Below are 24,285 nucleotides of genomic sequence, written 5' to 3'. Positions count from 1 at the left end.
CTGAACACTTCAGACCACGCCCGCGCACCAAGGATCACCCGCGTTGCAACTGCAGCAGCACCTCAAGCGGGTGGCGCAGGGTTTTGTCCGTGTAGCGTTTGGTCTGGCTGCGGCAGGAGTAACCGGTGGCCAACGCCTCACCCTCCTCCTGGGCCGGTGCGGCCACCTGGCGCGCCCAGGACTGGTCGAAGATCGTCCGCGAGGTTTCCTGGTTGCGCGCCTCATGCCCATAGGTGCCAGACATTCCGCAACAGCCGGTGGCCTGCGTGCTGAGCTTCAGGCCGGCGCGAGCGAACAGCGTTTCCCATTGCTTGCTGCTGGCCGGGGCATTGGTTTTCTCGGTGCAGTGCGCCAACAGGCGGAATCGGCCCGCCTGTGCCGCAGGCGCGCGTTCAGGCAGCGCATCGAGCAGCCACTCCTGAGGCAGCTCCACTTTCGGCGCCAGGCCGATACCCGGCACCTTCTGATACTCCTGACGGTAAACCAGCGTCATGGCCGGGTCCAGCCCGACCAGGCGTACACCAAAACTGCTCAATGCTTGCAACTGGCTGGCATTGCGCACAGCGGCCTTGTTGAACGCCCCGAGGAACCCTTGCACGTGAAGGGGCTTGCCGTTGGCGCTGAATGGCGCGAGAAACACCTGGTAACCCAGGCGGGCGGCCAGCTCGATGAAATGAGCCAGTAGCGGCGTTTCGAAGTAACGGGTGAAAGCGTCCTGGACGATGATCACGCTGCGCTCACGGGCCTCGGCGCTGATCCCCAGCAGGGCTTTGGGCGTAGCGGCACGGACGTTCCAGCGGCGGGTGAGCGCCTGAAAATCGAAGCGGCTGATCAGCGGGCTGTCGACCATGCCTACGTGGTTGGCCAGCAGCTTTTTCACCCAACCCGCATTCATCAGGCCGTTGTACAGCGCCGGGAAACGCGCCAGGTACGGAATGGTGAACTCCAGCGAGCCGATCAGGTAATCGCGGGCCGGGCGCAGGTAACGGCCGTGGTAGAGCTCCAGAAAGCGTGAGCGAAACTCCGGCACGTTGACTTTGATCGGGCACTGGCCCGCGCAGGACTTGCAGGCCAGGCAACCAGCCATGGCGTCGTACACCTCATGGGAAAAGTCCTGCTCGCCCTGGCGCTGCGCGCGGCTGTTGCGGATGCGCTCGGGCAAGCCCCTGAAGAAGCTCGGCGTGCGCTGCGCCGGTGCGAGCACGTCGACCCCCGCCTGGCCCTGCAGCCGCAGCCACTCGCGGATCAGCGAGGCACGCCCCTTGGGCGAGTGCTGGCGTTGGCGCGTGGCCTTCCAGGACGGGCACATGGCGTCGTTGGGGTCGTAGTTGTAGCAGGCCCCGTTGCCGTTGCAATGCACAGCCGTGCCGTAGCTTTGCCATACACGCTCGTCGATGGTGCGGTCGAGGTCGCCACGCAGCGTCACTTCATCCACCTTGAGCAAGGCCTCCTCACTCTCCAGCGGGGTGCAGATCTTGCCGGGGTTGAGCTGGTTGTGCGGGTCGAAGGCGCCCTTGAGCGCTTGCAGGGCCGGGTACAGCTCACCGAAGAACGCAGGTGCGTATTCGGAGCGCACCCCCTTGCCGTGCTCACCCCAAAGCAGGCCCCCATAGCGCTGGGTCAGCTCGGCCACCGCATCGGAGATCGGCCGCACCAGCGCAGCCTGAGCCGGGTCTTTCATGTCCAGGGCCGGGCGCACGTGCAGTACACCGGCGTCGACATGGCCGAACATGCCATAGGCCAGGCCATGGCTGTCGAGCAGGGCGCGGAATTCGGCTATGTAGTCGGCCAACTGCTCCGGCGGCACGGCCGTGTCTTCGACGAACGGCTGCGGCCGGATTTCGCCCTCCACATTCCCCAGCAGGCCCACCGAGCGCTTGCGCATGGCGTATACCCGGTTCACCGCCTCAGCCCCCTCGGCCAGGGTGTGGCCCAGGCGCTCGACGCCGGTGTCGCTTTGCAGATGCTGGACGAAGGCGCGAACGCGTGCGCTGACCTGCTCGGCGTCGTCGCCGCTGAACTCCACCAGATTGATGCCCAGAGTCGGGCGGGCTTCATCGGCCGGAAAGTACTCGGCCACGCTGTGCCAGACGATGTCTTTCATGGCCAGCAACAGCACCTTGGAATCGACGGTTTCGATCGATAGCGGCTTGTGCTCAAGCAGCGCACGGGCGTCGCGCAGCGCATCCATGAAGCCTGCGTAGCGGATGTTCACCAATACCGAGTATTTCGGGATCGGCAGCACGTTCAGCCGCGCCTCCACCACGAAGCCCAGCGAGCCTTCGGCGCCGCACATCACGCTGTTGAGGTTGAAGCGCCCCTGCTCGTCGCGCAGATGCGCCAGGTCGTAGCCGGTCAGGCAGCGGTTGAGCTTGGGAAACCGCGCCTCGATCAGATCGCCCTGGGTGTCGTTGATGTGCCTGGCGACTCTGTAGACCTGGCCGACGCGGTCCTGGCGAGCGCACTGGCGCTCGAGCTCGGCCTCATCGATTGGCTGGCTTTGCAGCCTTTGGCCCCCCAGCAGCACGCTGTCGAGCGCCAGTACGTGGTCGCGGGTCTTGCCGTAGGTGCAACTGCCCTGGCCGCTGGCATCGGTGTTGATCATGCCGCCGACGGTTGCCCGGTTTGAGGTGGAAAGCTCCGGCGCGAAGAACAGCCCATAGGGTTTGAGCGCGGCGTTGAGCTGGTCTTTGACCACCCCCGCCTGCACCCGCACCCAACGGCCTTCTACGTCGATCTCGAGGATCTGGTTCATGTGGCGTGACAGGTCGACCACGATACCGTCGGTCAGCGACTGCCCGTTGGTGCCGGTGCCACCGCCGCGTGGAGTGAGCTTGACCGTGCTGAAAGCCGCCTCGCCCATCAAGCGGGCGATCAGCGTCACGTCATCGGCGTCACGCGGGAATACCGCCGCCTGCGGCAGGCGCTGGTAGATGGAGTTATCGGTGGCCAGCACCGTGCGGCTGGCGTAGTCGGCGCTGATTTCACCCTTGAAGCCGGCGCTCTGGAGCGCGGCGAGAAAATCACGGTAGCTGGCCGCTGCGGCGGCCGGTTGCAAGGCGGCGATCATTAGGGGCCTCGTCAGGCTGGTAAGCAAATACGGTGGGCCTGCGCTTGCCATCAGGCGGTGGCTGCGGCAGCCTCTCATTCGGTGTTGTCATGCTCGCGCGATTAGTCGCCTGGGACAAACGGAAAATCGACCGCTTATCGATGACTTTTACGAATGAATTATCGCCACCTGACGCCTTCGATGTCTCTGCTGCTCGCCTTTGAGGCTGCTGCCCGCCATGAAAGCTATACCCGCGCGGCGGAAGAGCTCTCGCTGACCCAGAGCGCCGTGAGCCGCCAGGTTCAGGCACTGGAAAAAAGCCTGGGGCTGACCCTGTTTCGCCGCGAGGGCCGGCAGGTGCAGCTGACCGACGTTGGCCGGCTGTACCAGCGCGAGGTGGCCGAGGCGCTGGGGCAGATTCGCAGCGCCACTCTGCAGGCTCTGGCCTTCCAGTCTGGCGTCGGCACATTACGCCTGGCGACCCTGCCCACGTTCGGCTCGAAGTGGTTGTTGCCACGGCTGCATCACTTCTACCGGGCGCATCCGGGGATGTTGGTGCACATTCATTCGCGCATCGAGCCCATCGACTTCGCCACCAGCGAGATAGACGCGGCCATCGCGGTAGGAACCGGCGAGCTGCCCGGCCTGGCGTGCCATCGGCTGCAAACCGAGGAGCTGGTGGTGATTCATGCACCGGGCTCGCCGGCACTGGCGCCGCCAGAGGTGCCTGGGCAAGTGCTGCTCAATGTCGCCAATAACCCGCAGGCGTGGCCGGAGTGGTTCAGCCACCATGGCCTGGCCCACCGCACCATGCGCCTGGGGCCCAGCTTCGAGCTGACCTCGCACCTGGTGCAGGCGGTGCGGGCCGGCATCGGTATCGGCTTGGTGCCCCGGGTGCTGGTGGAAGAAGAGCTGGCCAAAGGGGAGCTGGCCTGGAGTGGCGAGACGTTCGCCAGCCGGCGAAGCTATTACCTGGCCTACCCACCGCGCAACGAAGGGCTGCCGTCGTTGAGGGCGTTCAAAGGGTGGCTGCTAGGCCAGATCTGAACGCCTGAACGTTGAAAGCAGCCTCGCCCGCGCCGCTTAAGCCTTCTTGCCGGTCGAGGGCAGCAGAACCGTGAGGATCCCCAGCAACGGCATGAACGAGCACACCTGATACACGAACTCGATGCCCCGGGCATCGGCCACTGAGCCAAGCGCCGCGGCCGCGATGCCGCTGAAGCCGAACATCAGGCCGAAAAACACGCCGGCGATCATGCCGACATTGCCCGGCACCAACTCCTGGGCATACACCACGATCGCCGAGAAGGCCGACGCCAGCACGAAGCCGATGATCACGCTGAGCACGCTGGTCCAGAACAGGTCCACATAGGGCAGTGCCAGGGTGAACGGCGCCGCGCCCAGGATCGAGAACCAGATCACCGCCTTGCGGCCGATGCGATCGCCGATCGGGCCGCCGAAGAACGTGCCGGCAGCCACAGCGCCGAGAAACAGGAACAGGTGCAGTTGCGAGCTGGCAACCGACAGGTCGAATTTGTCGATGAGGTAGAAGGTGTAATAGCTGGTGATGCTCGACATGTAGATGTATTTGGAGAACACCAGCAACGCCAGCACCACCAGCGCCCAGGTTACGCGGCCACGGCTGAGCCCGTGGCTGGCCTCGGCGCGCTTTTTGCCCTTGGCATTGTTGAGGTGGTTCCGGTACCAACGGCTCAGGCCGTACTGCACACCAATGGCGAATACCGCGAACAGCCCGAACCAGGCGACATGGGTTTGCCCGAACGGAATGATGATCGCCGCCGCCAGCAGAGGCCCGATGGCCGTGCCGGCGTTACCGCCCACCTGAAACGTGGATTGGGCCAGGCCGAACCGCCCGCCGGAGGCCAGCCGCGCCACCCGGGAGGTTTCGGGGTGGAAGGTCGACGAACCGATCCCGATCAGTGCCGAGGCCAGCAAGATGGTCGGGAAGCTGGTGACGAAGGCCAGCATGATGATGCCGAGCAAGGTGCAGACCATACCCGCCGGAAGCAGAAACGGCTTGGGATGGCGGTCGGTGTAGAAGCCGATCCAGGGCTGCAGCAGCGAGGCGGTGACCTGGAAGGTCAGGGTGATCATCCCTACCTGGGTAAACGTCAGACCGTAGTTGGCTTTGAGCAGCGGATAGATCGACGGCAGCACGGACTGGATCAGGTCGTTGATCAGGTGCGCCAGCCCGCAGGAGAGCACGATGCTCATCACCAGCGTCTGGGGGTTGGGCGCGGCGGAGGGCGCCGCAGGGTTGGCGGCATTGCTGATAGCCATAGAAGATACCTGGAGGGAAGTGATGCACGGTTCAGGTGCATCACTGTGCCACTTTGGATCATCTAAGGCCAGATTGCAGTTACAAGATGTTTCTCAAGCAAGCTGGAACCGTGCAGTGTTCTGGCTCAGGCTGCGGCTGCCGGCGCTCAATTGATCTGCCGCACCGTTGACCGCCCTGGCACCGTCGAGCAAGCGCATGGCAGCCTGGTCGATTTGCTGGATGTTGCCGCTGACTTCATCGGCCGTGGCCGCCTGCTGCTCCACCGCCGTTGCGATGAGCGTGAGGTTATCGGTCACATCCTGCACAGCGCCGGCAATCTTGCCCAGGCTCTCGCCAAGCCCAGTGACCGCCTGGGCGTCCTGCAAGGCCTGGGCGCAGGCCACCTCCATCAGCTCGACGGCCTGGCGCACAGTACCGCGAAGGCTGTCGACGGTACTGGCGATCTGCGCAGTGGACGCCTGGGTACGTTGCGACAGGCTACGCACCTCATCGGCCACCACCGCAAACCCCCGGCCCTGCTCGCCGGCACGCGCCGCCTCGATGGCGGCATTGAGCGCCAGCAAGTTGGTTTGCCCGGCGATGCCGCCGATCACATCCACCACTGACTGGATCTGCTGGCCCTGCTCGCTCACCCGGCTCAACGCCTGTGCGGTGTCGGCCAGGCGCTGGTTGAGCTGCTGGATGCTGTCGGTGGTGCGCTGGCTGTCGCGGCTGCTGGCCATCGCGATCTGGCGAGTCTGCTGCGCGGTGCTGGAGGCAAGCTCGCAACTTTGCGCCACGCCCTGGGAGGTGGCGGCCAACTGGGTGGCCGCGGTGGCGATCTGGCTGATCTGCTGTTGCTGCTGTTCAACCTCGATCAACGTCGCGCCGGCCTGGCTGTTGAGCGCCTGCACCGTTCCACCCAAGGCAACCGTTTCGCGATCGACCCCGCCCAAGCTGCCGCGCAGTTGCACCACGGCACTGTTGAGGGCTGTGCTGATCACTGCCAGCTCGTCCTTGCCAGTGACCTGTACCTGCACGCAGAGGTTGCCGTCGCGCAGCGACTCGGCCAGCGTAGTGATGCCCCGAGCACTGTTGCGAATCGATGCCTGCAGGCATACGAACAGGTACAGCGCAGCCAGCAAGAGCACGGCGAAGCTGCCTGCCACCGGCAGAAACTGCATGACTGCCTGGCCATGGTAGAAGGCCAGGCGATTGTCGAGCGAGAGCAGCGACTGCTTGCGCAGAGCGGAGAGCTCGGCCAGCAAGCCATCGATGTTTTTCTCGAAGTCAGCGGCAGCCATCGTCACCGAGCCGCCAAACAGCCCGTCGTCCAGGCGCTTGAGTTCCTGGTCAAGGCGCTCGATGCTGCTCTGATATTGGGCGGTCCAGGCTTCCAGCCCGTCGGGCAATCGGGCCTTGAGCATGTCACCGCTTTTGACCAACTGCTCCCGCGCATCGCCGATACGGCTACGCAGGTCGCGCATCTGAAGCCGGCTTTGCAAGCTGAACTGGCCGGCGACCACCGAGGCCTCACCCACACTGGCCAGGCGGCCCACCCGCTCGACGGCGCCCGGTGCCTGGGTGGTGCTGATCTGCATGAGCAGGTAAGTTTCCATCCAGGGGTCGAGAATCAGGCCGCTGTCCATGGCCAGTTGCTCGCGCAGCAATTGCACGGTGCCGATGGCGGAAGTGAATTTTTCATAGCCGTCCGGCCACCAGCCTGAGGTGCGAATACCCTCCACGTCCAGGCCTTGGGTGGCTTGCTGTAGCGCTTGGTAACGTTTTAAAGCACCAGTGCTGGCGCCCGATGCCTCGAGGGCCTCACCCAATTGCTTGATCGCCTGAGCCAGCGGCGCAGTGCCACCCTGTAGGGCTGCCATGGCTTCACGCGCAGCCGGCGTAGGTTCGCGGAGGATGTCGACGGCCTTCCAGCGCGCGGCGCGGTCGCGCTGCATCACCAGCAGGTCGTCTACCTGCTCAAGCGCCAACAGCTGTAACACGCCGGTTCTCTCCTTGCCGATGGCGCCCAGGCGCTGCTTGTAGTCGCTGGCGACCATCCAGAGGCTGGCCGCCAATGGCATCATGAAGAGCAGGAACAACAGCTGGAATTTACGAGCAAAACGGAATCGGCCAAGCAGCCCGATCCCCGGTGCCAAAAACGCATTCATAGGTCAACTTCTCCACTGGACCCGCGCCACGGCGCGGATCGGGCCATGGCATATTGAAATCATTGCAAGAAGCGAACCGCTGCCATGGTTCGTTTATCGGCGGGATCCAGAATGAATGCAGTGCTGGGGGGTGAACGGGCTAACCCGTTGATCGGTTGAAGAAATATTTCAACGAGAGGGTTGACACCTCGCCGGCCAACGCGAATAATGCGCGCCACTTGGCTACATAGCTCAGTTGGTTAGAGCATAGCATTCATAATGCTGGGGTCCGGGGTTCAAGTCCCTGTGTAGCCACCATACGCTGTAACACGAAGCCCACCTCACGGTGGGCTTTGTCGTTTCTGGCCGTCCCGATCGCCATCACATTCGCGCCGAATTACTCCCCTTCGCACCCCGTGCAGTGCTCGCCCCCACCCAAACCTTTGGCCGACCAACGCTTTTTTTCATAAATACTAGCTCGCTCATCGCACTCTCGGCGCGCCGCCTGGGTCATACCCTTCACTGAAAGAGGAGATCCCCCCATGGCTCGGCATCATGCCCACATTGGCTGGTTCAAGCGCCGCCACGAAGTCAAACCCCAGGACCTGACAGTCGTCGACGACGCGATGCTCAAGCGAGCTGTCGGCGCCGCGGCGCTGGGTAATGCGATGGAGTGGTTCGACTTCGGCGTATATGGCTACATCGCAGTGACCTTGGGCAAGGTGTTCTTTCCCGAGGGGGATGCAGCCGCGCAGCTGATTGCGACATTTGCCACCTTTACCGTGGCCTTCCTTGTTCGCCCGCTGGGCGGCATGGTGTTCGGCCCGTTGGGCGACAAGTTCGGCCGGCAGAAGATCCTGGCCCTGACCATGATCATGATGGCGCTGGGCACGTTCAGCATCGGCCTTATCCCCAGTTATGCCAGCATCGGCATCTGGGCACCGATCCTGTTGTTGCTGGCGCGCCTGGTGCAGGGTTTCTCTACCGGCGGCGAGTACGGCGGTGCTGCAACCTTCATCGCCGAGTATTCAACCGATGCCAAGCGCGGGCGAATGGGCAGCTGGTTGGAGTTCGGCACCCTCGCCGGCTACATCGCCGGCGCTGGCACCGTTACCCTGCTGACGACGCTGCTGTCGGCCGAGCAACTGCTGGACTGGGGCTGGCGCGTGCCCTTCTTCGTCGCGGGCCCCCTGGGCCTGCTGGGCCTCTACATGCGCCTGAAGCTGGAAGAGACCCCGGCGTTCCAGGCGCACAACGAGGCGATGGCCAAGAACAAGGACGAGGCACCCGCGCACCGGCTGCGCGACCTATTCACCCTGCACCGCGGCGCGCTGCTCAAGTGCGTGGGCCTTGTGCTGGTGTTCAACGTCACTGACTACATGCTGCTGACCTACATGCCCAGCTACCTGTCGGTCACCATGGGCTATGCCGAAACCAAGGGCCTGCTGCTGATCCTGATCGTGATGCTGGTGATGATGCCGCTCAACGTACTGGGCGGGCACTTCAGCGACCGCCTCGGGCGCAAGCCAATGATCATAGGCGCGTGCGTTGCGCTGCTGGTGCTGGCCGTGCCATGCCTGAAACTGGTGGGCAGCGGCCATGACGGGCTGATCTTCCTCGGCCTGATGCTGTTGGGCATAGCGTTGGCGTGCTTCACCAGTTCCATGCCGTCCACGCTGCCGGCGCTGTTCTACACGCCTATCCGTTACAGCGCGTTGTCGATCGCTTTCAACATTTCGGTATCGCTGTTCGGGGGCACCACCCCGCTGGTCACCGCCTGGCTGGTAGAAAAGACCGGCGACCCCATGGTGCCGGCCTACTACCTGATGGTCGCTGCCGTGATCGGCATTCTGACCATGCGTACGGTGCATGAAACTGCCGGTAAGCCACTTCGCGGTTCGCCGCCGGCGGTGGGCAGCGAAGAGGAAGCCCGCGAATTGCTGGCCAGCGACGCGCCGGTGACTGTGGATAAGAAACCGCCGGTGTGAGCGGGCATTTGTCACCGTTTCGTCATACCTGATTGTTAGCGTCCCGGAAATATTTAGAAATATCTCCGGAGCCGCTGACATGAGCCGCAAGCATGATGACGATGCACCTGCCCACACCCTGCCCGATACCTCACGCCGCCGTTTTCTAGGCGGTATCGCGGTAGTGGGCGCGGGCGCCACCCTCGCCGCCTGCGGTGCCACCGAAGGCGGCAAGGGCAATGCCACCAACCCAAGTGACACACCGTTGCGCGGCGCTGAGCTCGACACAGCGCTGCGGGCCAACGTCAAGACCGTCGTGGTCATCTACGCTGAAAACCGCAGCTTCAATAATCTGTTCGCGGACTTCCCCGGTACCGAGAAACCGCTAGGCCAGTTGCGGCCTGCCGATTACCAACAACGTGACCGTAACGGCGAGCTGCTCAAGCAACTGCCGCCAGTGTGGGGCGGGACGGTTCAGCTAGGCCCCCAGACAGTCGAAGGCGTGACCTACCCCAACGGCACGCAATACCAGCAGAACCTGCCCAATGCACCCTTCGCCCTCAAAGGCCCCCAGGGCGAAGACCTGCCAATGGGCGTGGTAACGCGCGACCTCTGGCATGTGTTCTATCAGAACCAGATGCAGATCAATGGCGGCAAGAACGACATGTTCGTGGCCTGGGCCGATTCCGGTGGCCTGACCATGGGCTATTACAACCAGAGCCGGTACGCGCTGCAGCTGTGGGACATGGCCCGAGAGTTCGTGCTGTGCGACAACTTCTTCCAGGGGGCCTTCGGGGGCTCGTTTCTCAATCACCAGTACCTGGTCAGCGCCACCGCACCGGTGTACCCGAACGCTCGCAACTCGGTGGCCAAGGGCCAGATTGCCACACTCGTGAGCGACGACCCGCTGGACTACCGCCTCAAGCCCTTGGACCAATCCCCGGCCAGCGCAATGGATGGCCCGCCGCAGTTCGGCCCCAGCGCGCTGACCCCAGACGGTTACGCGGTCAACACCATGGCCCCGCCCTACTGGCCCACTTGGCTGCGGGACACCGACCGGCCGGATTACTCCAAGCCTGACCTGCCCAACGTGCTAGTGCCCCAGACTCACGAGCATATTGGCGACAAGCTGTCGAAGAAAAACATCGACTGGGCCTGGTACGCCGGTGCCTGGCAAGCCACCATCGATCAGTTCAAGGACTCCGGCGGTATCCCGAAGATTCCCAACTTCCAGTACCACCACCAACCGTTTAACTACTTCAAACAACAGGGCCCGGAAAACCCCGAGGAGCGCCAGCGCCGCCTGCGCGACGGTGGCCTGGGCGATGACCCTGGCAGCAACAAGTTCCTCGCCGATGCAGCAGCCGGCAAGCTGCCTGCCGTGACCTTCTACAAGCCGCAAGGCAACCTCAACCTGCACGCCGGTTACGCCGATGTGGCTTCGGGCGATCGCCATATCGTTCGCGCACTGAAGACGCTGATGGAAAGCCCACAGTGGAAGAACATGGTCGTGGTCGTGACGGTGGACGAAAACGGCGGCTGGTGGGATCACGTAGCGCCGCCGAAGGGCGACCGCTGGGGGCCGGGCTCCCGGATCCCGGCACTGGTGGTGTCGCCCTTCGCACGCAAGGGCATGGTGGACCACACCGTTTACGACACCGCTTCGATCCTGCGCTTGATCACTCGGGTGTTCGGCCTTGAAACACTCGACGGCATCAAAGCCCGCGACCAAGCCATGGCCGGGCGCGGGCAGGTGCCGATGGGTGACCTGACTAATGCGCTGCGTTTTTAAGCTGGCGGTCGCGCCAGCGTGCCATGCCCAGCCCTATTGCCAGTACCAGCGCAGCGCCGGCAGCGCTGGCAAGGTAATGCATCCAGGGCTGGATTGGCGGGAGCCAGCGATGCAAGGCGGGATCGGCAACCCCCATGCCGCCGGCGATCCAGCCAATCAGGGCGCCGCCGAGCAGCACCACTGACGGAAAGCGGTCCATCAGTGCCAGTACCAGGCGGCTGCCAAGCACGATCAGCGGGATGCTGATCAGCACCCCCGCCGACACCAGCCAGAGATTGCCCTGCCCGGCCGCTGCCACTGCAATCACGTTATCCAGCGACATCACCACATCGGCGATGACGATGGTGCGGATCGCCGTCCACAGGCGCACCCCACCGTCGACCTCGTCGTCGTCATCACCCGCACCGATGAGCTTGATGCCTACCCATAGCAACAACAACGCCCCCAGCAGCTTCAGCCAAGGCAGCGCAAGCAGCTGCATGGCGAAAAACAGCAGCACGATGCGCACCAGAATGGCGCCCAGCATCCCGCCCCAGATGGCTTGCTTTCGCTTCTGTTCGGGGAGGCGGCGGCACGCCATGGCGATGACTACAGCGTTGTCGCCGCCCAGCAGAATGTCGATGGCCAATATCTGTAACAGGGCGATCCAGATACCTGGATCAGTGAACCACGTCATGAAGATTCCTTCGGATCGAAGCCTTAGCTTCAGGTTTGAATGGTGAAGCAGGTTGCGCCGCCGACACGCAGGCGGTATTTAAAGCTGCCCTAAGGCTGGTTTAATGGAGATTGCCCATGAGCGCTAAGGTTCTGGTGCTGGTGGAAACGATCGGTGATTACCTGCCGATTCTGGAAAATGCCGGCTTCCAACTCATCCTTGCCACCACCCCGGCGGCCCGTGCCGAGGCGATCGCGCAACAGGGCGAGCACATCAACGCCGTGCTCACCCGCGGCCCGCTGGGCTTGCGGGCCGACGAGATCGATGCGTTGCCAAAGCTTGAGATCATCACCGTGATCGGCGCCGGCTATGAGCACGTCGACCTGGAGGCGGCACGCAGGCGCGGCATCATGGTCACCAATGGCGCAGGCGTCAACGCTTCGACCGTCGCCGACCATGCCATGGCCCTGCTGCTGGCGCTGGTGCGTGATATCCCGCGCGCCGATGCCTCGGTACGCCGGGGAGAGTGGAGCAAGGTCATGCGCCCCTCGCTGGCGGGCAAGCGGCTCGGCGTGCTGGGCCTGGGCGCAGTAGGCGTGGCGATCGCCAGGCGCGCCGGCCTGGGTTTCGGCATGGCTGTGAGCTACCACAACCGCCGCCCGCGCAGCGATGTCGACTACCGCTACCACGATAGCGTGAAGGCGCTGGCAGCGGACAGCGATTTCCTGATCGTTGCTACGCCCGGCGGCTCCGACACCCAGCAGCTGGTGGATGCCGAGGCCCTGCAAGCCTTGGGTGCCAACGGGTTTCTGATCAATATCGCGCGTGGGAGCGTGGTCGATACGGCCGCCTTGCTGGCCGCCCTCCAAGCCGGTGAGCTCGCCGGGGCGGGCCTGGACGTATTCGATGACGAGCCCAACGTACCCGACGCCTTGAAAGTGCTCAATAACGTCGTGCTGACGCCCCACCTGGCGGGGCTGTCGCCCGAGGCGGTGCGCGCGACGGTAGAAATGGTCACGCAGAACCTGCTGGCGCATTTCTCCGGCCGGCCGGTACTGACCCCGGTGCCGGGCTTCTGAACTCACTGGCACAAGGCGCTGGCGCGGGTATAGTCCTGCCCCCAGGTGCGGTAGCCGGCAGTGTCGATATGGATACGCCCGGAAGGGTAACGCGACAGGCCCATCGCCCAGCCCTTGCCATGGGCCTTCCAGAAGGCGCATAGCTGCGGCGCCGGTGCACCCAACCAGAGGTCGACCGCATAGGCGCGGCTGTGCGCGCTGTTGGCCGCGCCACCGGCGCACTGGTTGAGCGCCGGGGAGCGATAAGCCGAGACCACCTCGAAAGCGCCGATGACGCCGCTGTCTCGCAGCGTCTTGAGCAGCGCCAGGGTGCGCTTGACCGAGGGCCACAGCGCTTCGGGCGGCACTGCAAAAGGCTCTGCGCCGCAGCGCTGCCAGTCGCTGGCGCTGCGCAGCAATTGATACAACGGCGCCACCTGATCGAGATGCTCCTGGACCAGATATGCCTTGAACCGCTGAGCTTGCCCGCCTTTGTGCCACTGTTCGAACTCGGCCTGGCCCCGGCCGTCCTGTGCGGCCTGCGTAAAGCCTGGCAGCGCCAGTAGCCAGGCCAGGGCGATTGCGCCATGATGCCGCTTCTTCGCCAACAAGGAGTGGTTGCTCATGCTCAAGTGTTCTCCTGCTGTTGTTGCCCTCGGGCTGGCCCTGGCCAGCGTCGCCGCTCAAGCCGATACACAAGTGGACCTGGGTACGCGCGAGCGCGTGACCCGTTTGTTCGCCTTCCCAAACAATTGCTCGGTAATCTGCTACCGCCCCTGGACGCTGGAACAGACAGTGCAACACTACCTGACCCAGAGCGTGCAGCGCGACGGTTACCCCAGCGCCCAGGTCACCGTGACCGAAACCAACGGCAACCTGAGCGCCAGCATCACCGAAGTGCCACAAGACTACGCAACACCCTTGCAGCAACTGCTGGATGCGGGAGACCTGGCCTGGCAAGGCGCCAACGAACTCAACCAGGCCGGTGGCTGGGCCTACAACTGGGCATTGTTCCTGCCCTTGGGGATGGCGCTCGAAAACCGCAAGAGCGTAGAGCTGCTGCACTTCCCGCCGGATTACTCGCTGACCCAGGCGCAGGATTACCTGGAATCCAAGACCACCGACCGCTGGGACACCTTGCTGCAGCTCAACGGCGTGCCCAAGGCGCAGACTGCCCAATACCAGACGATCGTAGACATCGCGCCGATCGCCGCACCTGCCAACGCCGGCGACACCTTGGCCAAGACCTACAACTACTTCACGCCCTATCAGACCCGCATGGTGCAGAACCTCACCGCCGGCCAGCAGGGCCAGAGCCTGCCGATGGTCGCCTTCGGTGCGCCGGTGCGCAGCTGGGTGCAGCAACAATACGGGGCTAAAGTGGGCGTATTGGGCCTGGGCAGCGTCAGCCCTACCCCTGGGCAGACCGTTGCGGTGTTGGGCGCCAACCACCCCAGTTACATCTGGTACGCCGCTGACCCTGAAACCTATAAAGGCAACGAACAGGAAGCCGATGCGGTGGGCCTGAAGGTGATGGGGCAAGACCTGAGCGCCGCCTGCTGGCAAGCCGGCATGGGCGTGAACCCAGGCGCCGACCCGAAAACCACCCTCAGCGATTGCACCAACAAATGGCAGGTGGCCCAGGCGACCCAGACCTGCGAGGTGTTCTATACGCAGATCCGCAACCTCAACGCCCAGCAGGCCGAGGCCAAGTGCACCACGCCCCAGGCCAAGGCCAGTGCCACCCAACTGCGCCAGGCGCTGCCGGCTACCGCGCCGGCAGACCGCTGAGCGTCAGCCGATCGGCCGCAGGCGATATTGCTGCGGCAATTGGTCCAGGCCGCTGATATTGGTATCCAGGCTCTTCCAGCGGCCATCTTTGATACCGTAGATGCAACCGTGAATCGACAACGCCTGGCCCCGGTGCCAGGCGTTCTGCACGATGGTGGTCTGGGCGACGTTGGACACCTGCTGGATCACGTTCAGTTCGCACATGCGGTCCACCTGCGCCTCTTCGGTGGGCAGTTGGGCAACGTCATGCCGGTGCACGTAATACAGGTCACGGATGCTGCGCAGCCAGCCATCGATAAGGCCGAACTGCTGGTCCTGCATAGCGGCGCGCACGCCGCCGCAACCGTAGTGGCCGGTGACCAGAATATGTTTGACCTTCAATACATCCACCGCGTACTGGATCACTGACAGGCAATTCAGGTCCGTGTGCAGCACCACGTTGGCAACATTGCGGTGCACGAACAGGTCGCCCGGCAGCATGCCGACGATCTCGTTGGCGGGCACCCGCGCATCGGAACAGCCGATCCAGAGAAACTCCGGCGTTTGCTGGCGAGCGAGCTTGGCGAAGAACTCAGGGTCTCTTTCATTGATCGACTCGGCCCAACGGGCGTTGTTATCGAGCAGCTCTTGCAAGTCGTGCATTTCAGGTCTCCTCATTGTTACAGGGTGTGACTGCGGCCTTCCGGATTAAGTCACGTCGCACCCACTTGGCCAGCCTATCCTGCCGATGGAATCTCCCCCGCCGATGCGGGTCCACCTCTGACAGGCTCGAAAAAGGAGAACCTCTTCATGAATCGCCCACAGCGCCCATTGCATAGCCCGGAACCTACCCCCATCGATGATGACAACGACCGCATGGGGTCGATCGAAAGCCTGGATTTCGACCAGGATGAAACCACCGGCCGTATTGGCGATGAACTGCCGGATGACATCCGTGAGCAGGAACTCAGCGCCCGCCGAACCCAGGAGGCAGGGATGACCGGCGCGTCGACCGCGGACCACCACCCGACCGACGATGACCTGGACCCCGCCGTGCTGATCCCCGAAGACGGCGCTCGTGGCCCCACTGAACCGGGGCACGGCAAGGCGGGCGACCGTGACTTTTCTATTCGGGACCAGGACGAGATCGGCGCAGGCCACGGCCTGGATGAAGAGGAGCTGGCACACGTGCTGCCGCTCGACGGCAGGCCTGAATAAGCGTTAGAGCAAGGTGCAGGCCATCACCAGTGCATCTTCACGGCCGCCGGCGGCGGGGTAATAGTCCCGGCGCCGGCCAATTTCGTTGAAGCCGTAGCGTTCATAGAGCCGGTAAGCCACCTGGTTGCTGGCGCGTACTTCCAGAAAGCATTCCTTGGCGCCTCGCTCATTTGCGCGGCCCATTAGATGCTCGAGCAAGCGCAGGCCGAGGCCACGGCCCTGGCTCTCAGGCTTTACCGTGATATTCAATAGATGAGCTTCATCGAGAATGATGCTCAGCACCCCATGGCCCACCTGTTGCTCGCCATCGAACATCAGCCAGATGTCGTAGGACTTGAGCCCATCGAGGAAAATACCCCGTGTCCACGGATGGGTGAAGGCCGCGTATTCGATCTTGAGCACCGCTTCGAGGTCGGCCTCGGTCATAGGGCGAAAACTTACAGCGTCGATCATTCAGTGGTAATCCAACGGGGCATGAGGGTGCGCATCGACTGCCATACGGCGGCCTTGCGTTGCGGTTCGTCCATCAGCAGCTCCAGGCCAGGCACTCCCCAGGCCTCGCCCAGGCCCTCGACCTGCCAATGCCGATGGTAGCTGTCGGCGTCGCTGGCGCCACCGAAGCGCAAGGCGGGCAGGCCGACCAGCCAGAGGCAGATACAAGGTTCCCGCTCAACCTGCGCGGCGACGAAGCCTTGGACGAAGTCAGTGGCGGCCTGCGGGCCTTGGTCGAGGTTGCCTCGGGTGAGTAACGGCCAACGCACCGGGTCGCCGACTATCTTTGGCGAATCGGGCAGCCCGGCAGCGCGCAGCATATCCTTGAGCAGAAGGTACGCAGGGTCGCGGCTCTGGAATGCTTCGCCTGTGGGCAGCTCGACCAGCAGCAGGCAGCGCCCCGCGCGCAGCAGCTGCAGGGCGAAACGCGGCGGCGGCACTGCTGCCACAGCAGCTTCGATGTTTTTTACCGCCTCTTGCGCTTTGACTTTGGGCTGTGCCGGCGCAGGGCGTGGGATTTCGACTTTCGCCACTTTTGGGCGCAGCGCTTCAATGGGCGCTCGGCCAGGGGCGGCCGTGGCCGGCTCGCGCTCCGCTTGAACCTCGGCCGCAGGCTCAGGCTCGATGAGAAGCGCTGGGCGCGAGGGCGCGGCGAAGGGTAGCTCGGCACGGGGCAGCCATTGCACGATCTGCATGGCATCGAGATAAGCGCGACGGCGGGGTTCGGTCAGCACAAGGCGGGCATCGGTCAGCGAACGAGGCGGTATTCTAACCGCGAAAGCCGTTGCCGCGCATGGCGGCCGATCAGCAACACGGCCTTGGGCGCGCCGATGCAGTACAATCGGCCCTTTTTCTGGCAACGAGTCGCCCCCATGATCGAACCCAAGCGCGTGCTGCGCGCCCTTGCCGAACACTGGGCCTTGCTGGAGCCACTGTGCGAGCACTTCGACCAGGGCACGCTGAGCCTGACAGAGCTTCGCCTGCAACTGGCGCGCCAGCAGGTAGACAGCACGCCCCAGGACATTACCGCTCTGCTGGATGTGTGGATCCGCCTGGATATCCTGGTGCCGGTGGCCAAAAGCCCCAACCGCTTCGAGCTTAACGCGCAGATCCACGACTTCCTGGCCTACCTGCGCCATGAGCACCGCTTGGGCCTGTGCCTGGAAATCGAAGCCTACCTGCGCCACCTGGAACGGTTGGCCGGGCATATCCAGGAAGCCTTCGACAACCGCGACGGCAATGACCTGGCACGCCAGCTGCGCCTGCTCGACATGCGGGTGCGTGATGTACTCAAAAAGCTCGGCAACGACGAACAAGCGCTAGTGGCGGTGGCCGAGCGCGCCAAAACCAGTGACCGGCAGATCCCGCTGCGCCAGCGTTACGCTGAAGTGCTTGCCACCTGGGACGAATACGTCGAGCCCATGATCCAGTTGGTAAATGCCGACGGGGCGTTCGAGCAAGGCGTTCGCAAGGTCGAGAACGTGCTGCTTCGCCTGATGGGCGAGCAGCAGCGCCTGGGCCACCTGGTAGATGACGACATGCTGGTGCGCACGCATGCGCGCATCCTTGAAATGCAGACCCACGCCCAGCTCACCCTGCGGCGGGCTCGCGAGCTGCTGTTGCCGCTGCGCGAAGAGGCGCGCCGGCACAACGCCGTGACGCGCGGCGCCGCATTGGCACTCTCGGCCATCCGGCGCAAGGGCCTGGACGCAGTGCCACAGGCAGCCATGCCGCTGTTTACCCGGCCGCAGAGCAACTTTCTTGGCAACGCCAGCCAGGTGGAGGCCTATGTTTACGCCCTGGCCCGCTTCGAGTCCAAACCCGCGCGCTTTCCCAAGGCCCATCGCGCGCCAGGCCGCGGCGAGCCGGCGCGTGCACCACGCACCGTGCGCGAGATGCTTGAGCGCTGCGAAGACGCCCTGCCCCTGCCCGACCTGATGGCCTGGTTGCTGGAGCAGGAACCTGAAGGCGCCACTGACGAGCTGTTGTACTGGTTCTCACGCCTGTCCCGCGAGAAGCGCTTCGCCCGCCACCGCCTGGAGCGCCAGGATTATTTCACCCGCGAGCATCAGGTCAGCCTGCGCTCCTACGCGCTGCAGTCCCCGGCGGACGCAGCGGCCGAACCTCAAGCGAGCCCTGCCCATGCAACTTGATCTTTCCGAACTGACTCAGCTTGCACCGATTTTTCGCGAGCTGTTCAAAGGCTTCCACATCAGCCGCCGTGACGCGGAGCTGTATGCCCAATTGTCCAACTGCCAGGACCAGTACCGCGGCCTGTTCAAAGCCATGGGCTTCGAGCTGGTGTGCGACACCCGTGGGTTCTACTATTTCGTGCCGGAAATCACCGCAGCACAGGTGAACAAGACCGCGCAGCGCCTCTCACTGTTTACCTTCATCCTGGTCGAGCACCTGGCTGACCAGGGCCGTGACCCGCTGGCCGTGCTCGACGGTGGCAGTTTGGGCCGCGAAGAGCTTCCCTCGCTGCTGGACAAGTACCGCGACCTGTTTCTTCAGGCCGAAGTGCAGACCCAGGAAGAGCTGGAAGAAAAGGTGATGCGGCGCATGACCCAACTGGGCTTCGCCAGTGAAGAGAACGGTGTTTATCGCTTCCTGCCGCCCATGCACCGCTTCCTTGATGTCTGCCTGGCCGTACAACAGGACCGGGACCTGGCCGCCAGCGTGCACAGCCACTTGCCGCTGCCGGTTCCGGAAATGCTGCCCAGCGAAGAAGACACTGCCATAGCGCACACGGATGACCCCCTGGACCTTACCCCCTTTTCCGATGATGAAACGGAAGAACAGGCTTTGGCCCGCGCCATTGCCCAGGAACAACAGGAGATCGACGCATGAGCCAGGAACGCTACGGCATCCGCCGTTTCGCCCTGCTGAATACCGCAGGCTACAGCCTGGGGTTGTTCCCTCTGGAAGAGCCGCTGTCGGTGTATGGCGCCAACAACCTGGGCAAGAGTGCCTCGATCAACGCCTTGCAGTTTCCGATCCTGGCGCGCATGTCCGACATGGCTTTCGGCAAGTACAGCCTGGAGCAGTCGCGGCGGTTCTATTTCGCTACCGACACCAGCTACATCCTCTGCGAAGTGATGCTGCCCCATGGGCCGCATGTAATCGGCTGCGTGGGCCGGGGCCCGGGCGGTGGTTTCGGCCACCAATTCTTCGCTTATGCCGGTGAGCTGGACCTGGCTCATTACCAGAAGGATGACACCTGCCTGCGCCAGAAGGCGCTGTTTGCCAATCTCGAGCAGGCGGGGTTGAAGGCCTATGAGCTCAAGCCCGACGAACTGCGCCGCTTGCTTGTGGGGGGGCATACGTCGATTCCCCTGGACATGACGCTGATCCCTTTGCGCTCGACCAGCGAGCAGAGCTTGAAGACTTTCCGCGCGCTGTTCATCAACCTGCTGCACATGCGGGAAATCACCGCGGCCAAACTCAAGCAGCTGTTCCTCGATGCATTCGAGCACAGCTTGCGCTCCGGCAGCGTCGACTACATCGCAGCCTGCGAAGAAGCCTTCCGCGATGTACGCCGCATGGAAGCCGATTACACCGCATTGGTTACCGCCGGCCCATTGGTTGAGGCATTGGCCAATGGCGTCGCCCAGCGTGACGTGCTGCGCGGCAAGCTGCACCGCTTGTCTCCATTGCTCGACAGCCTACTGGGCACTTGGCAGGAATATTCCGGGGGGCGCAAAGAAGAGCTGGTGATCCAGGCAGAGCATTATCGCCACGAACAGGATGCGCTTCAGGATGAGCAACGCGGTGGCACCCAGGAGCTGATGCGGCTGGAGCGCGAGATCACCGGTATCCAGCGCTGGCTGGGTGAGCTGGCGGTGCTGAAGAATCGTTTTGCCCTGGTCGAAGACGTCAAGGTGCTCGAACAGCAACTGCTTGCCGCCAAGGATGCGCACGACGAACTGGCCGGTGCGCTGGCGCAGTCGCGCCAGTTCAGCAGCGAAGACCTGGATGAGCGCCTCAGAGAGCTGGAGCGCCGCCTCAAGTCGGTGAAACAGCAACTCGAGCACGCCGACAACAACAGCTATGCACGCCTGCGCGAGGAATTCTCGCAGCAGGATGTCGAGCGGTTGATGCGCTTGTTCAATGGCGCACTGTTCAGCCTACCGCTAGGGCAGGATGGTATTGCACTGGACGACAGCGACGCTTGGGTGCAGTCGATTGAGGCAGTGCTGGATCGCTTCAAAGGCGAGCGCTTCGAATTGCCGGGGCTGTCGATCGATTTGTCCCACATCGAGCCGCCTGCGCTTCAGGCTCTGGCTGATCGCGCGGCGCTGCGTGACCAGAAAGAGCGCCTGGAAAAAGAGCTGCGCCAGCTCAAGACACAGCAGGCCGTGGCGGCGGACCGCGCGGCGAGCAAGGCGCAAAGCGACGCGCTCTACCAGCAGGTGCTGGACGCCCAAAAGGCCCTGGAAGACTTCCGCCGCACCCAGACGCTCAGTGCGGAGGAGGCGGAAAAACTGCAGCAGCTGGCGCAGATGGAAGAAGCTCAGGATGGCCTGAAGCGAGCCAGCGACGCCTTTGCCGAGCGGGTGCAGCAGCTGTCTGCCAAGCTGCAACTGGTGGGCCGGCAGATCGCCGACCTCGAAGCGCAACAGCGCACGCTCGAAGATGCACTGCGCCGGCGCCAATTGCTGCCTGCGGACCTGCCATTCGGCACGCCGTGGATGGAACCGGTCGATGATTCCATGGATAACCTGCTGCCGCTGCTTCATGACTATCAGGACAGCTGGCAAAGCCTGCTGCGGGTCGATGGCCAGATCGAAGCCCTCTATGCGCAGGTACGGCTCAAAGGCGTGGCGAAGTTCGACAGCGAAGAAGATCACGAGCGCCGCCTGCAACTGCTGATCAACGCTTACGCTCACCGCCAGGATGAAGCGCTGACCCTGGGCAAGGCACGCCGCGCGGCGGTCACCGATATTGCCCGAACGCTGCGCAACATCCGCAGCGATTACGACAGCCTTGAGCACCAACTGGCGCTGTTCAATCGCGAGATCAACCGCAAGCAGGTATCGAACCTTCAGAGCTTCCGTATCGTGTTGGCGCCCAACAAGGAAGCGCTCAAGCATATCGATCAGATCATCCACAGCGCGGGCCAATATGAAGAAGGCGAAACGCTTTCAGTATTCGACCTGAGCCAAAGTGCCGAGCAGGACAACAAGAACGAGGAAGCCAAGGAATACCTCGCTCGCCTGGTTGCGGCCAACCATAACCAGTTGGGCCTCAAGGACCTGTTCGAACTGGCATTCGAGATCACCAAGGTCGGAGGCCAGCCGGTGATCCACACCGACATCGACGGTGCGGCATCCAATGGCACCACCATGACGATCAAGGCGCTGACCAACATGTACCTGTTGCTGCACCTGATGGACCGTGAGCAAGCGGGCCGTGTGCGCTTGCCGTACTACCTGGACGAAGCTGCCGACATCGATGAACGTAACCAGGCGGCCCTGCTGGAAACCAGCCTCCAATTGGGCTTCACGCCTATCCTTGCGAGCGTGAAACCGCAGGTATCGGCCAAGGTTGCTATCGATTTGGAAGGGGGCAGCGGGCCTAATGGCATCTATATCGACGAGGCGGACTGGAAGTACATCAGCCGGTTGGATCGGGTAAACGCTGTTAATAATCCTGTGGCGGAGGATGAGCTGGTTTAAGCATTTCCGGCCGTTCAAGAAAACCGCATGGTCTTGCAGCCATGCGGTTTTTTTGTATCTTCCACAAGGCTGGCGTCAGTGCTCCATCAGCGTGCCAATACCCTCGGGCTTGTCATGTATGCCGAAACGGTCCACAAGCGTTGAGGTCGCCTGGTTCATCCCGATCACATCCACCTGCATGCCTTCGCGACGAAGCTTGAGCACTATCTTGTCTAGCGCAGCCACAGCCGTGATGTCCCAGAAATGAGCTTCACGCAGGTCAATGGTGAGGGTGTCCAGTCGCTCCTTGAGATCGAAAGCGCTGGAGAACCTGTCTGCCGAACCAAAGAACACCTGGCCAGTGACATAGTACGTACGGTGAGCATTTTCAGGGTCCCGCTTGGAAGCCACTTCAAGGTAATGGCCGATTTTGTTGGCGAAGAACATCGCTGCCAGTAATGTGCCGGCGACTACCCCAAATGCAAGATTATGAGTCGCGACCACGACCACCACGGTGACAAGCATCACGATGTTGGTTGAGAGCGGGTACTGCTTCAGATTGCGGATCGATCCCCAGCTGAAGGTGCTGATAGATACCATGATCATCACGGCGACCAACGCCGCCATCGGTATCCGGGCCAACCAGTCGCCCAGGAAGATCATCATGATCAGCAGGGAAAGCCCGGCAGACAGGGTAGAGAGGCGGGTGCGGCCGCCGGATTTAACGTTGATCATCGATTGGCCAATCATTGCGCAGCCTGCCATGCCCCCTATAAGACTGCTTGCGATATTGGCAAGCCCTTGACCTTTGCATTCACGGTTCTTGTCGCTAGAGGTGTCGGTGAGGTCATCCACGATGGTTGCAGTCATCATGGACTCCAGCAGCCCTACCACAGCCAGAGCCGCTGAGTAAGGAAGCACGATCAGCAGGGTCTGCAGATTCAGCGGCACGTTTGGCCACATGAAAATCGGCAGACTGTTCGGCAAGGCGCCCATATCCCCTACCGTATGAATGTTCAGCCCCATATATATCGAGATGGCGGTGAGGACGATGATGCACACCAGCGGCGATGGCAATAGTTTGCCCACCACCGGTAGTCGAGGAAACAGATAAATGATTGTGAGGCCGCCCGCCGTCAGGGCGTAAACCGGCCAAGTGACACCGGTCAACTCGGGTAACTGCGCCATGAAAATCAGGATAGCCAAGGCATTCACAAAACCGGTCACAACCGAGCGTGATACGAAGCGCATCAGCGCTCCCAACCGCAGATAACCTGCTGCTATTTGCAACACGCCGCACAACAGGGAGGCAGCAAGCAGGTATTGAAGGCCATGATCCTTGACCAAGTTCACCATCAGCAGGGCCATGGCGCCCGTGGCGGCAGATATCATTGCAGGCCGACCGCCGGCGAAGGCAATGACCGTACAAATACAGAACGAGGCATAAAGGCCAACTTTGGGATCAACCCCGGCGATAATCGAGAAGGCGATGGCCTCGGGAATAAGGGCCAGGGCAACGACGAGGCCCGCGAGGACGTCAGCCCGGACGTTAGATAGCCAGGCAGCTTTGATCTTTTCAAGCATGGATTCACCCATAGCAGACACGGCACAAAGCGCAGCGGCAGGCACTGAGCAATGCAGGTGCTTCTGTCTTCAATTCAGTGGGGGGCAGCGGCGTCCGAAACAGGCGCAGCAGAAGTTAACCGCGACTAGGTGGCGATTAGGGTGTTGCGAGGGGGCGTAGCGCTATGGCGGCGTAGGCAGCCAGTGGGTGCAGGACAAAAGTATTTCCTTCAAGGCGGCAGAAAAGGACTTCGGGATAATACCCGCGATGGACTCAGGCTTACAACCGCTCCTGGATGAACTGCGCGGTTGCACAGCAATCCCCTTCCGCTGAAAAGACAAAACCCCAATCGTTTTCACGATTGGGGTTCTGCGGGTTTGAATCTTGACGATGACCTACTCTCACATGGGGAAACCCCACACTACCATCGGCGATGCGTCGTTTCACTACTGAGTTCGGGATGGGATCAGGTGGTTCCAACGCTCTATGGTCGTCAAGAAATTCGGTAGCTGCCGCGCCTAGGCGTTGCAGCGAATTCAGGTATGTGATGTTTGTGCGTATCTGGCGAATTTTCGGCTGTGTCGCTTCACCACCGCATCTGCTCTGGGCAGATTGCTTGGGTGTTATATGGT

The 24,285-nt window shown here is 62.7% G+C and carries 18 protein-coding genes, 1 tRNA gene and 1 rRNA gene; 10 read left to right on the top strand and 10 right to left on the bottom strand.

Features of this window, described 5'->3' with window-relative positions; translation table 11 throughout:
• Positions 1-34: 34 nt before the first annotated feature.
• A complete protein-coding gene (locus F474_RS07025; protein WP_097088523.1) occupies positions 35-3,070 on the bottom strand; it encodes an FAD-binding and (Fe-S)-binding domain-containing protein in 3,036 nt (1,011 codons plus the stop codon).
• A gap of 153 nt (positions 3,071-3,223) precedes the next feature.
• On the opposite strand from F474_RS07025, the gene F474_RS07020 reads away from it, so the two are divergent.
• Positions 3,224-4,096, top strand: a complete 873-nt coding sequence (locus F474_RS07020) for a LysR substrate-binding domain-containing protein (protein WP_097088521.1) — start codon at positions 3,224-3,226, stop codon at positions 4,094-4,096.
• Positions 4,097-4,132: 36 nt separating this feature from the next.
• On the opposite strand, the gene F474_RS07015 is transcribed toward F474_RS07020, so the two are convergent.
• Both F474_RS07015 and F474_RS07010 read right to left on the bottom strand, forming a co-directional pair.
• The gene (locus F474_RS07015; protein ID WP_097088519.1) at positions 4,133-5,350 is read right to left on the bottom strand and encodes an MFS transporter; all 1,218 of its coding nucleotides are present in this window, start codon (positions 5,348-5,350) and stop codon (positions 4,133-4,135) included.
• A gap of 93 nt (positions 5,351-5,443) precedes the next feature.
• Positions 5,444-7,501 carry a methyl-accepting chemotaxis protein gene (locus F474_RS07010; protein WP_097088517.1) on the bottom strand — a complete coding sequence of 686 codons (2,058 nt, stop codon included), beginning with the start codon at positions 7,499-7,501 and terminating at the stop codon, positions 5,444-5,446.
• 220 nt (positions 7,502-7,721) lie between these two features.
• Between F474_RS07010 and F474_RS07005 the strand changes: the two genes are divergently transcribed.
• The 3 genes from F474_RS07005 (at position 7,722) to acpA (ending at position 11,239) form a co-directional block, all read left to right on the top strand.
• Positions 7,722-7,798 (top strand) — tRNA-Met (locus F474_RS07005).
• A 224-nt stretch (positions 7,799-8,022) separates the two neighbouring features.
• Positions 8,023-9,468, top strand: a complete 1,446-nt coding sequence (gene proP, locus F474_RS07000; RefSeq protein ID WP_097088514.1) for a glycine betaine/L-proline transporter ProP — start codon at positions 8,023-8,025, stop codon at positions 9,466-9,468.
• Between the two features lie 79 nt (positions 9,469-9,547).
• The gene (acpA, locus tag F474_RS06995) at positions 9,548-11,239 is read left to right on the top strand and encodes an acid phosphatase (protein WP_097088512.1); all 1,692 of its coding nucleotides are present in this window, start codon (positions 9,548-9,550) and stop codon (positions 11,237-11,239) included.
• On the opposite strand, the gene F474_RS06990 is transcribed toward acpA, so the two are convergent.
• The gene (locus F474_RS06990) at positions 11,220-11,915 is read right to left on the bottom strand and encodes a TerC family protein (RefSeq protein WP_097088511.1); all 696 of its coding nucleotides are present in this window, start codon (positions 11,913-11,915) and stop codon (positions 11,220-11,222) included. The genes acpA and F474_RS06990 overlap by 20 nt on opposite strands.
• A gap of 116 nt (positions 11,916-12,031) precedes the next feature.
• On the opposite strand from F474_RS06990, the gene F474_RS06985 reads away from it, so the two are divergent.
• Positions 12,032-12,973, top strand: coding sequence for a 2-hydroxyacid dehydrogenase (locus tag F474_RS06985; RefSeq protein WP_097088509.1), 942 nt, complete (start codon positions 12,032-12,034; stop codon positions 12,971-12,973).
• A gap of 2 nt (positions 12,974-12,975) precedes the next feature.
• Here F474_RS06985 and F474_RS06980 read toward each other — a convergent pair whose 3' ends face one another.
• Positions 12,976-13,578, bottom strand: coding sequence for a D-Ala-D-Ala carboxypeptidase family metallohydrolase (locus tag F474_RS06980; protein ID WP_097088507.1), 603 nt, complete (start codon positions 13,576-13,578; stop codon positions 12,976-12,978).
• Between F474_RS06980 and F474_RS06975 the strand changes: the two genes are divergently transcribed.
• Positions 13,577-14,743, top strand: coding sequence for a hypothetical protein (locus F474_RS06975; protein WP_097088505.1), 1,167 nt, complete (start codon positions 13,577-13,579; stop codon positions 14,741-14,743). The genes F474_RS06980 and F474_RS06975 overlap by 2 nt on opposite strands.
• A 3-nt stretch (positions 14,744-14,746) precedes the next feature.
• On the opposite strand, the gene can is transcribed toward F474_RS06975, so the two are convergent.
• Positions 14,747-15,385, bottom strand: a complete 639-nt coding sequence (gene can, locus F474_RS06970; RefSeq protein WP_097088504.1) for a carbonate dehydratase — start codon at positions 15,383-15,385, stop codon at positions 14,747-14,749.
• A 147-nt stretch (positions 15,386-15,532) separates the two neighbouring features.
• Here can and F474_RS06965 point away from each other — a divergent pair, with 147 nt between their 5' ends.
• The gene (locus F474_RS06965; protein WP_097088502.1) at positions 15,533-15,940 is read left to right on the top strand and encodes a serine kinase/phosphatase; all 408 of its coding nucleotides are present in this window, start codon (positions 15,533-15,535) and stop codon (positions 15,938-15,940) included.
• A gap of 3 nt (positions 15,941-15,943) precedes the next feature.
• On the opposite strand, the gene rimI is transcribed toward F474_RS06965, so the two are convergent.
• Together rimI and F474_RS06955 are read right to left on the bottom strand one after the other, a co-directional pair.
• Positions 15,944-16,393 (bottom strand): ribosomal protein S18-alanine N-acetyltransferase, encoded by a 450-nt coding sequence (rimI, locus tag F474_RS06960; RefSeq protein ID WP_097088500.1) that lies wholly within the window; start codon positions 16,391-16,393, stop codon positions 15,944-15,946.
• A complete protein-coding gene (locus F474_RS06955; RefSeq protein WP_097088498.1) occupies positions 16,390-17,166 on the bottom strand; it encodes an energy transducer TonB in 777 nt (258 codons plus the stop codon). The genes rimI and F474_RS06955 overlap by 4 nt, the downstream gene beginning before the upstream one ends.
• 138 nt (positions 17,167-17,304) lie before the next feature.
• Here F474_RS06955 and mksB point away from each other — a divergent pair, with 138 nt between their 5' ends.
• From mksB to mksF, 3 genes are read left to right on the top strand one after another with little or no spacing between them, the layout of a single operon-like run.
• Complete coding sequence (mksB, locus tag F474_RS06950; RefSeq protein WP_097088496.1) at positions 17,305-18,585, top strand: Mks condensin complex protein MksB; 1,281 nt, start codon at positions 17,305-17,307, stop codon at positions 18,583-18,585.
• Positions 18,575-19,282, top strand: a complete 708-nt coding sequence (gene mksE / locus F474_RS06945; protein ID WP_097088494.1) for an Mks condensin complex protein MksE — start codon at positions 18,575-18,577, stop codon at positions 19,280-19,282. Before mksB ends, mksE begins: the two co-directional genes overlap by 11 nt.
• Complete coding sequence (gene mksF / locus F474_RS06940) at positions 19,279-22,110, top strand: Mks condensin complex protein MksF (RefSeq protein WP_097088492.1); 2,832 nt, start codon at positions 19,279-19,281, stop codon at positions 22,108-22,110. The genes mksE and mksF overlap by 4 nt, the downstream gene beginning before the upstream one ends.
• 75 nt (positions 22,111-22,185) lie before the next feature.
• Here the strand turns inward: mksF and F474_RS06935 are convergent, their stop codons facing one another.
• Together F474_RS06935 and rrf are read right to left on the bottom strand one after the other, a co-directional pair.
• A complete protein-coding gene (locus F474_RS06935) occupies positions 22,186-23,673 on the bottom strand; it encodes a SulP family inorganic anion transporter (RefSeq protein ID WP_097088490.1) in 1,488 nt (495 codons plus the stop codon).
• 362 nt (positions 23,674-24,035) lie between these two features.
• Positions 24,036-24,151 (bottom strand): 5S ribosomal RNA (rrf, locus tag F474_RS06930).
• Between the last annotated feature and the right edge of the window lie 134 nt (positions 24,152-24,285).

The organism is Pseudomonas sp. URIL14HWK12:I12 (genome assembly GCF_003097135.1).
Lineage (GTDB): Bacteria > Pseudomonadota > Gammaproteobacteria > Pseudomonadales > Pseudomonadaceae > Aquipseudomonas.
The sequence above is the reverse complement of the archived record's forward strand: the minus strand, read 5'-3'. Positions and strand labels throughout refer to the sequence as shown.

Coding starts and splice junctions, on each gene's coding strand:
- F474_RS07025 (WP_097088523.1), bottom strand. CDS start 3,070: ATGATCGCCGCCTTGCAACCGGCCGCCGCAGCGGCCAGCTACCGTGAT.
- rimI (WP_097088500.1), bottom strand. CDS start 16,393: ATGATCGACGCTGTAAGTTTTCGCCCTATGACCGAGGCCGACCTCGAA.
- proP (WP_097088514.1), top strand. CDS start 8,023: ATGGCTCGGCATCATGCCCACATTGGCTGGTTCAAGCGCCGCCACGAA.
- F474_RS07010 (WP_097088517.1), bottom strand. CDS start 7,501: ATGAATGCGTTTTTGGCACCGGGGATCGGGCTGCTTGGCCGATTCCGT.
- F474_RS06935 (WP_097088490.1), bottom strand. CDS start 23,673: ATGCTTGAAAAGATCAAAGCTGCCTGGCTATCTAACGTCCGGGCTGAC.
- F474_RS06980 (WP_097088507.1), bottom strand. CDS start 13,578: ATGAGCAACCACTCCTTGTTGGCGAAGAAGCGGCATCATGGCGCAATC.
- acpA (WP_097088512.1), top strand. CDS start 9,548: ATGAGCCGCAAGCATGATGACGATGCACCTGCCCACACCCTGCCCGAT.
- F474_RS06985 (WP_097088509.1), top strand. CDS start 12,032: ATGAGCGCTAAGGTTCTGGTGCTGGTGGAAACGATCGGTGATTACCTG.
- F474_RS06990 (WP_097088511.1), bottom strand. CDS start 11,915: ATGACGTGGTTCACTGATCCAGGTATCTGGATCGCCCTGTTACAGATA.
- F474_RS06975 (WP_097088505.1), top strand. CDS start 13,577: ATGCTCAAGTGTTCTCCTGCTGTTGTTGCCCTCGGGCTGGCCCTGGCC.
- mksB (WP_097088496.1), top strand. CDS start 17,305: ATGATCGAACCCAAGCGCGTGCTGCGCGCCCTTGCCGAACACTGGGCC.
- F474_RS06965 (WP_097088502.1), top strand. CDS start 15,533: ATGAATCGCCCACAGCGCCCATTGCATAGCCCGGAACCTACCCCCATC.
- F474_RS07015 (WP_097088519.1), bottom strand. CDS start 5,350: ATGGCTATCAGCAATGCCGCCAACCCTGCGGCGCCCTCCGCCGCGCCC.
- F474_RS07020 (WP_097088521.1), top strand. CDS start 3,224: ATGAATTATCGCCACCTGACGCCTTCGATGTCTCTGCTGCTCGCCTTT.
- mksF (WP_097088492.1), top strand. CDS start 19,279: ATGAGCCAGGAACGCTACGGCATCCGCCGTTTCGCCCTGCTGAATACC.
- can (WP_097088504.1), bottom strand. CDS start 15,385: ATGCACGACTTGCAAGAGCTGCTCGATAACAACGCCCGTTGGGCCGAG.
- mksE (WP_097088494.1), top strand. CDS start 18,575: ATGCAACTTGATCTTTCCGAACTGACTCAGCTTGCACCGATTTTTCGC.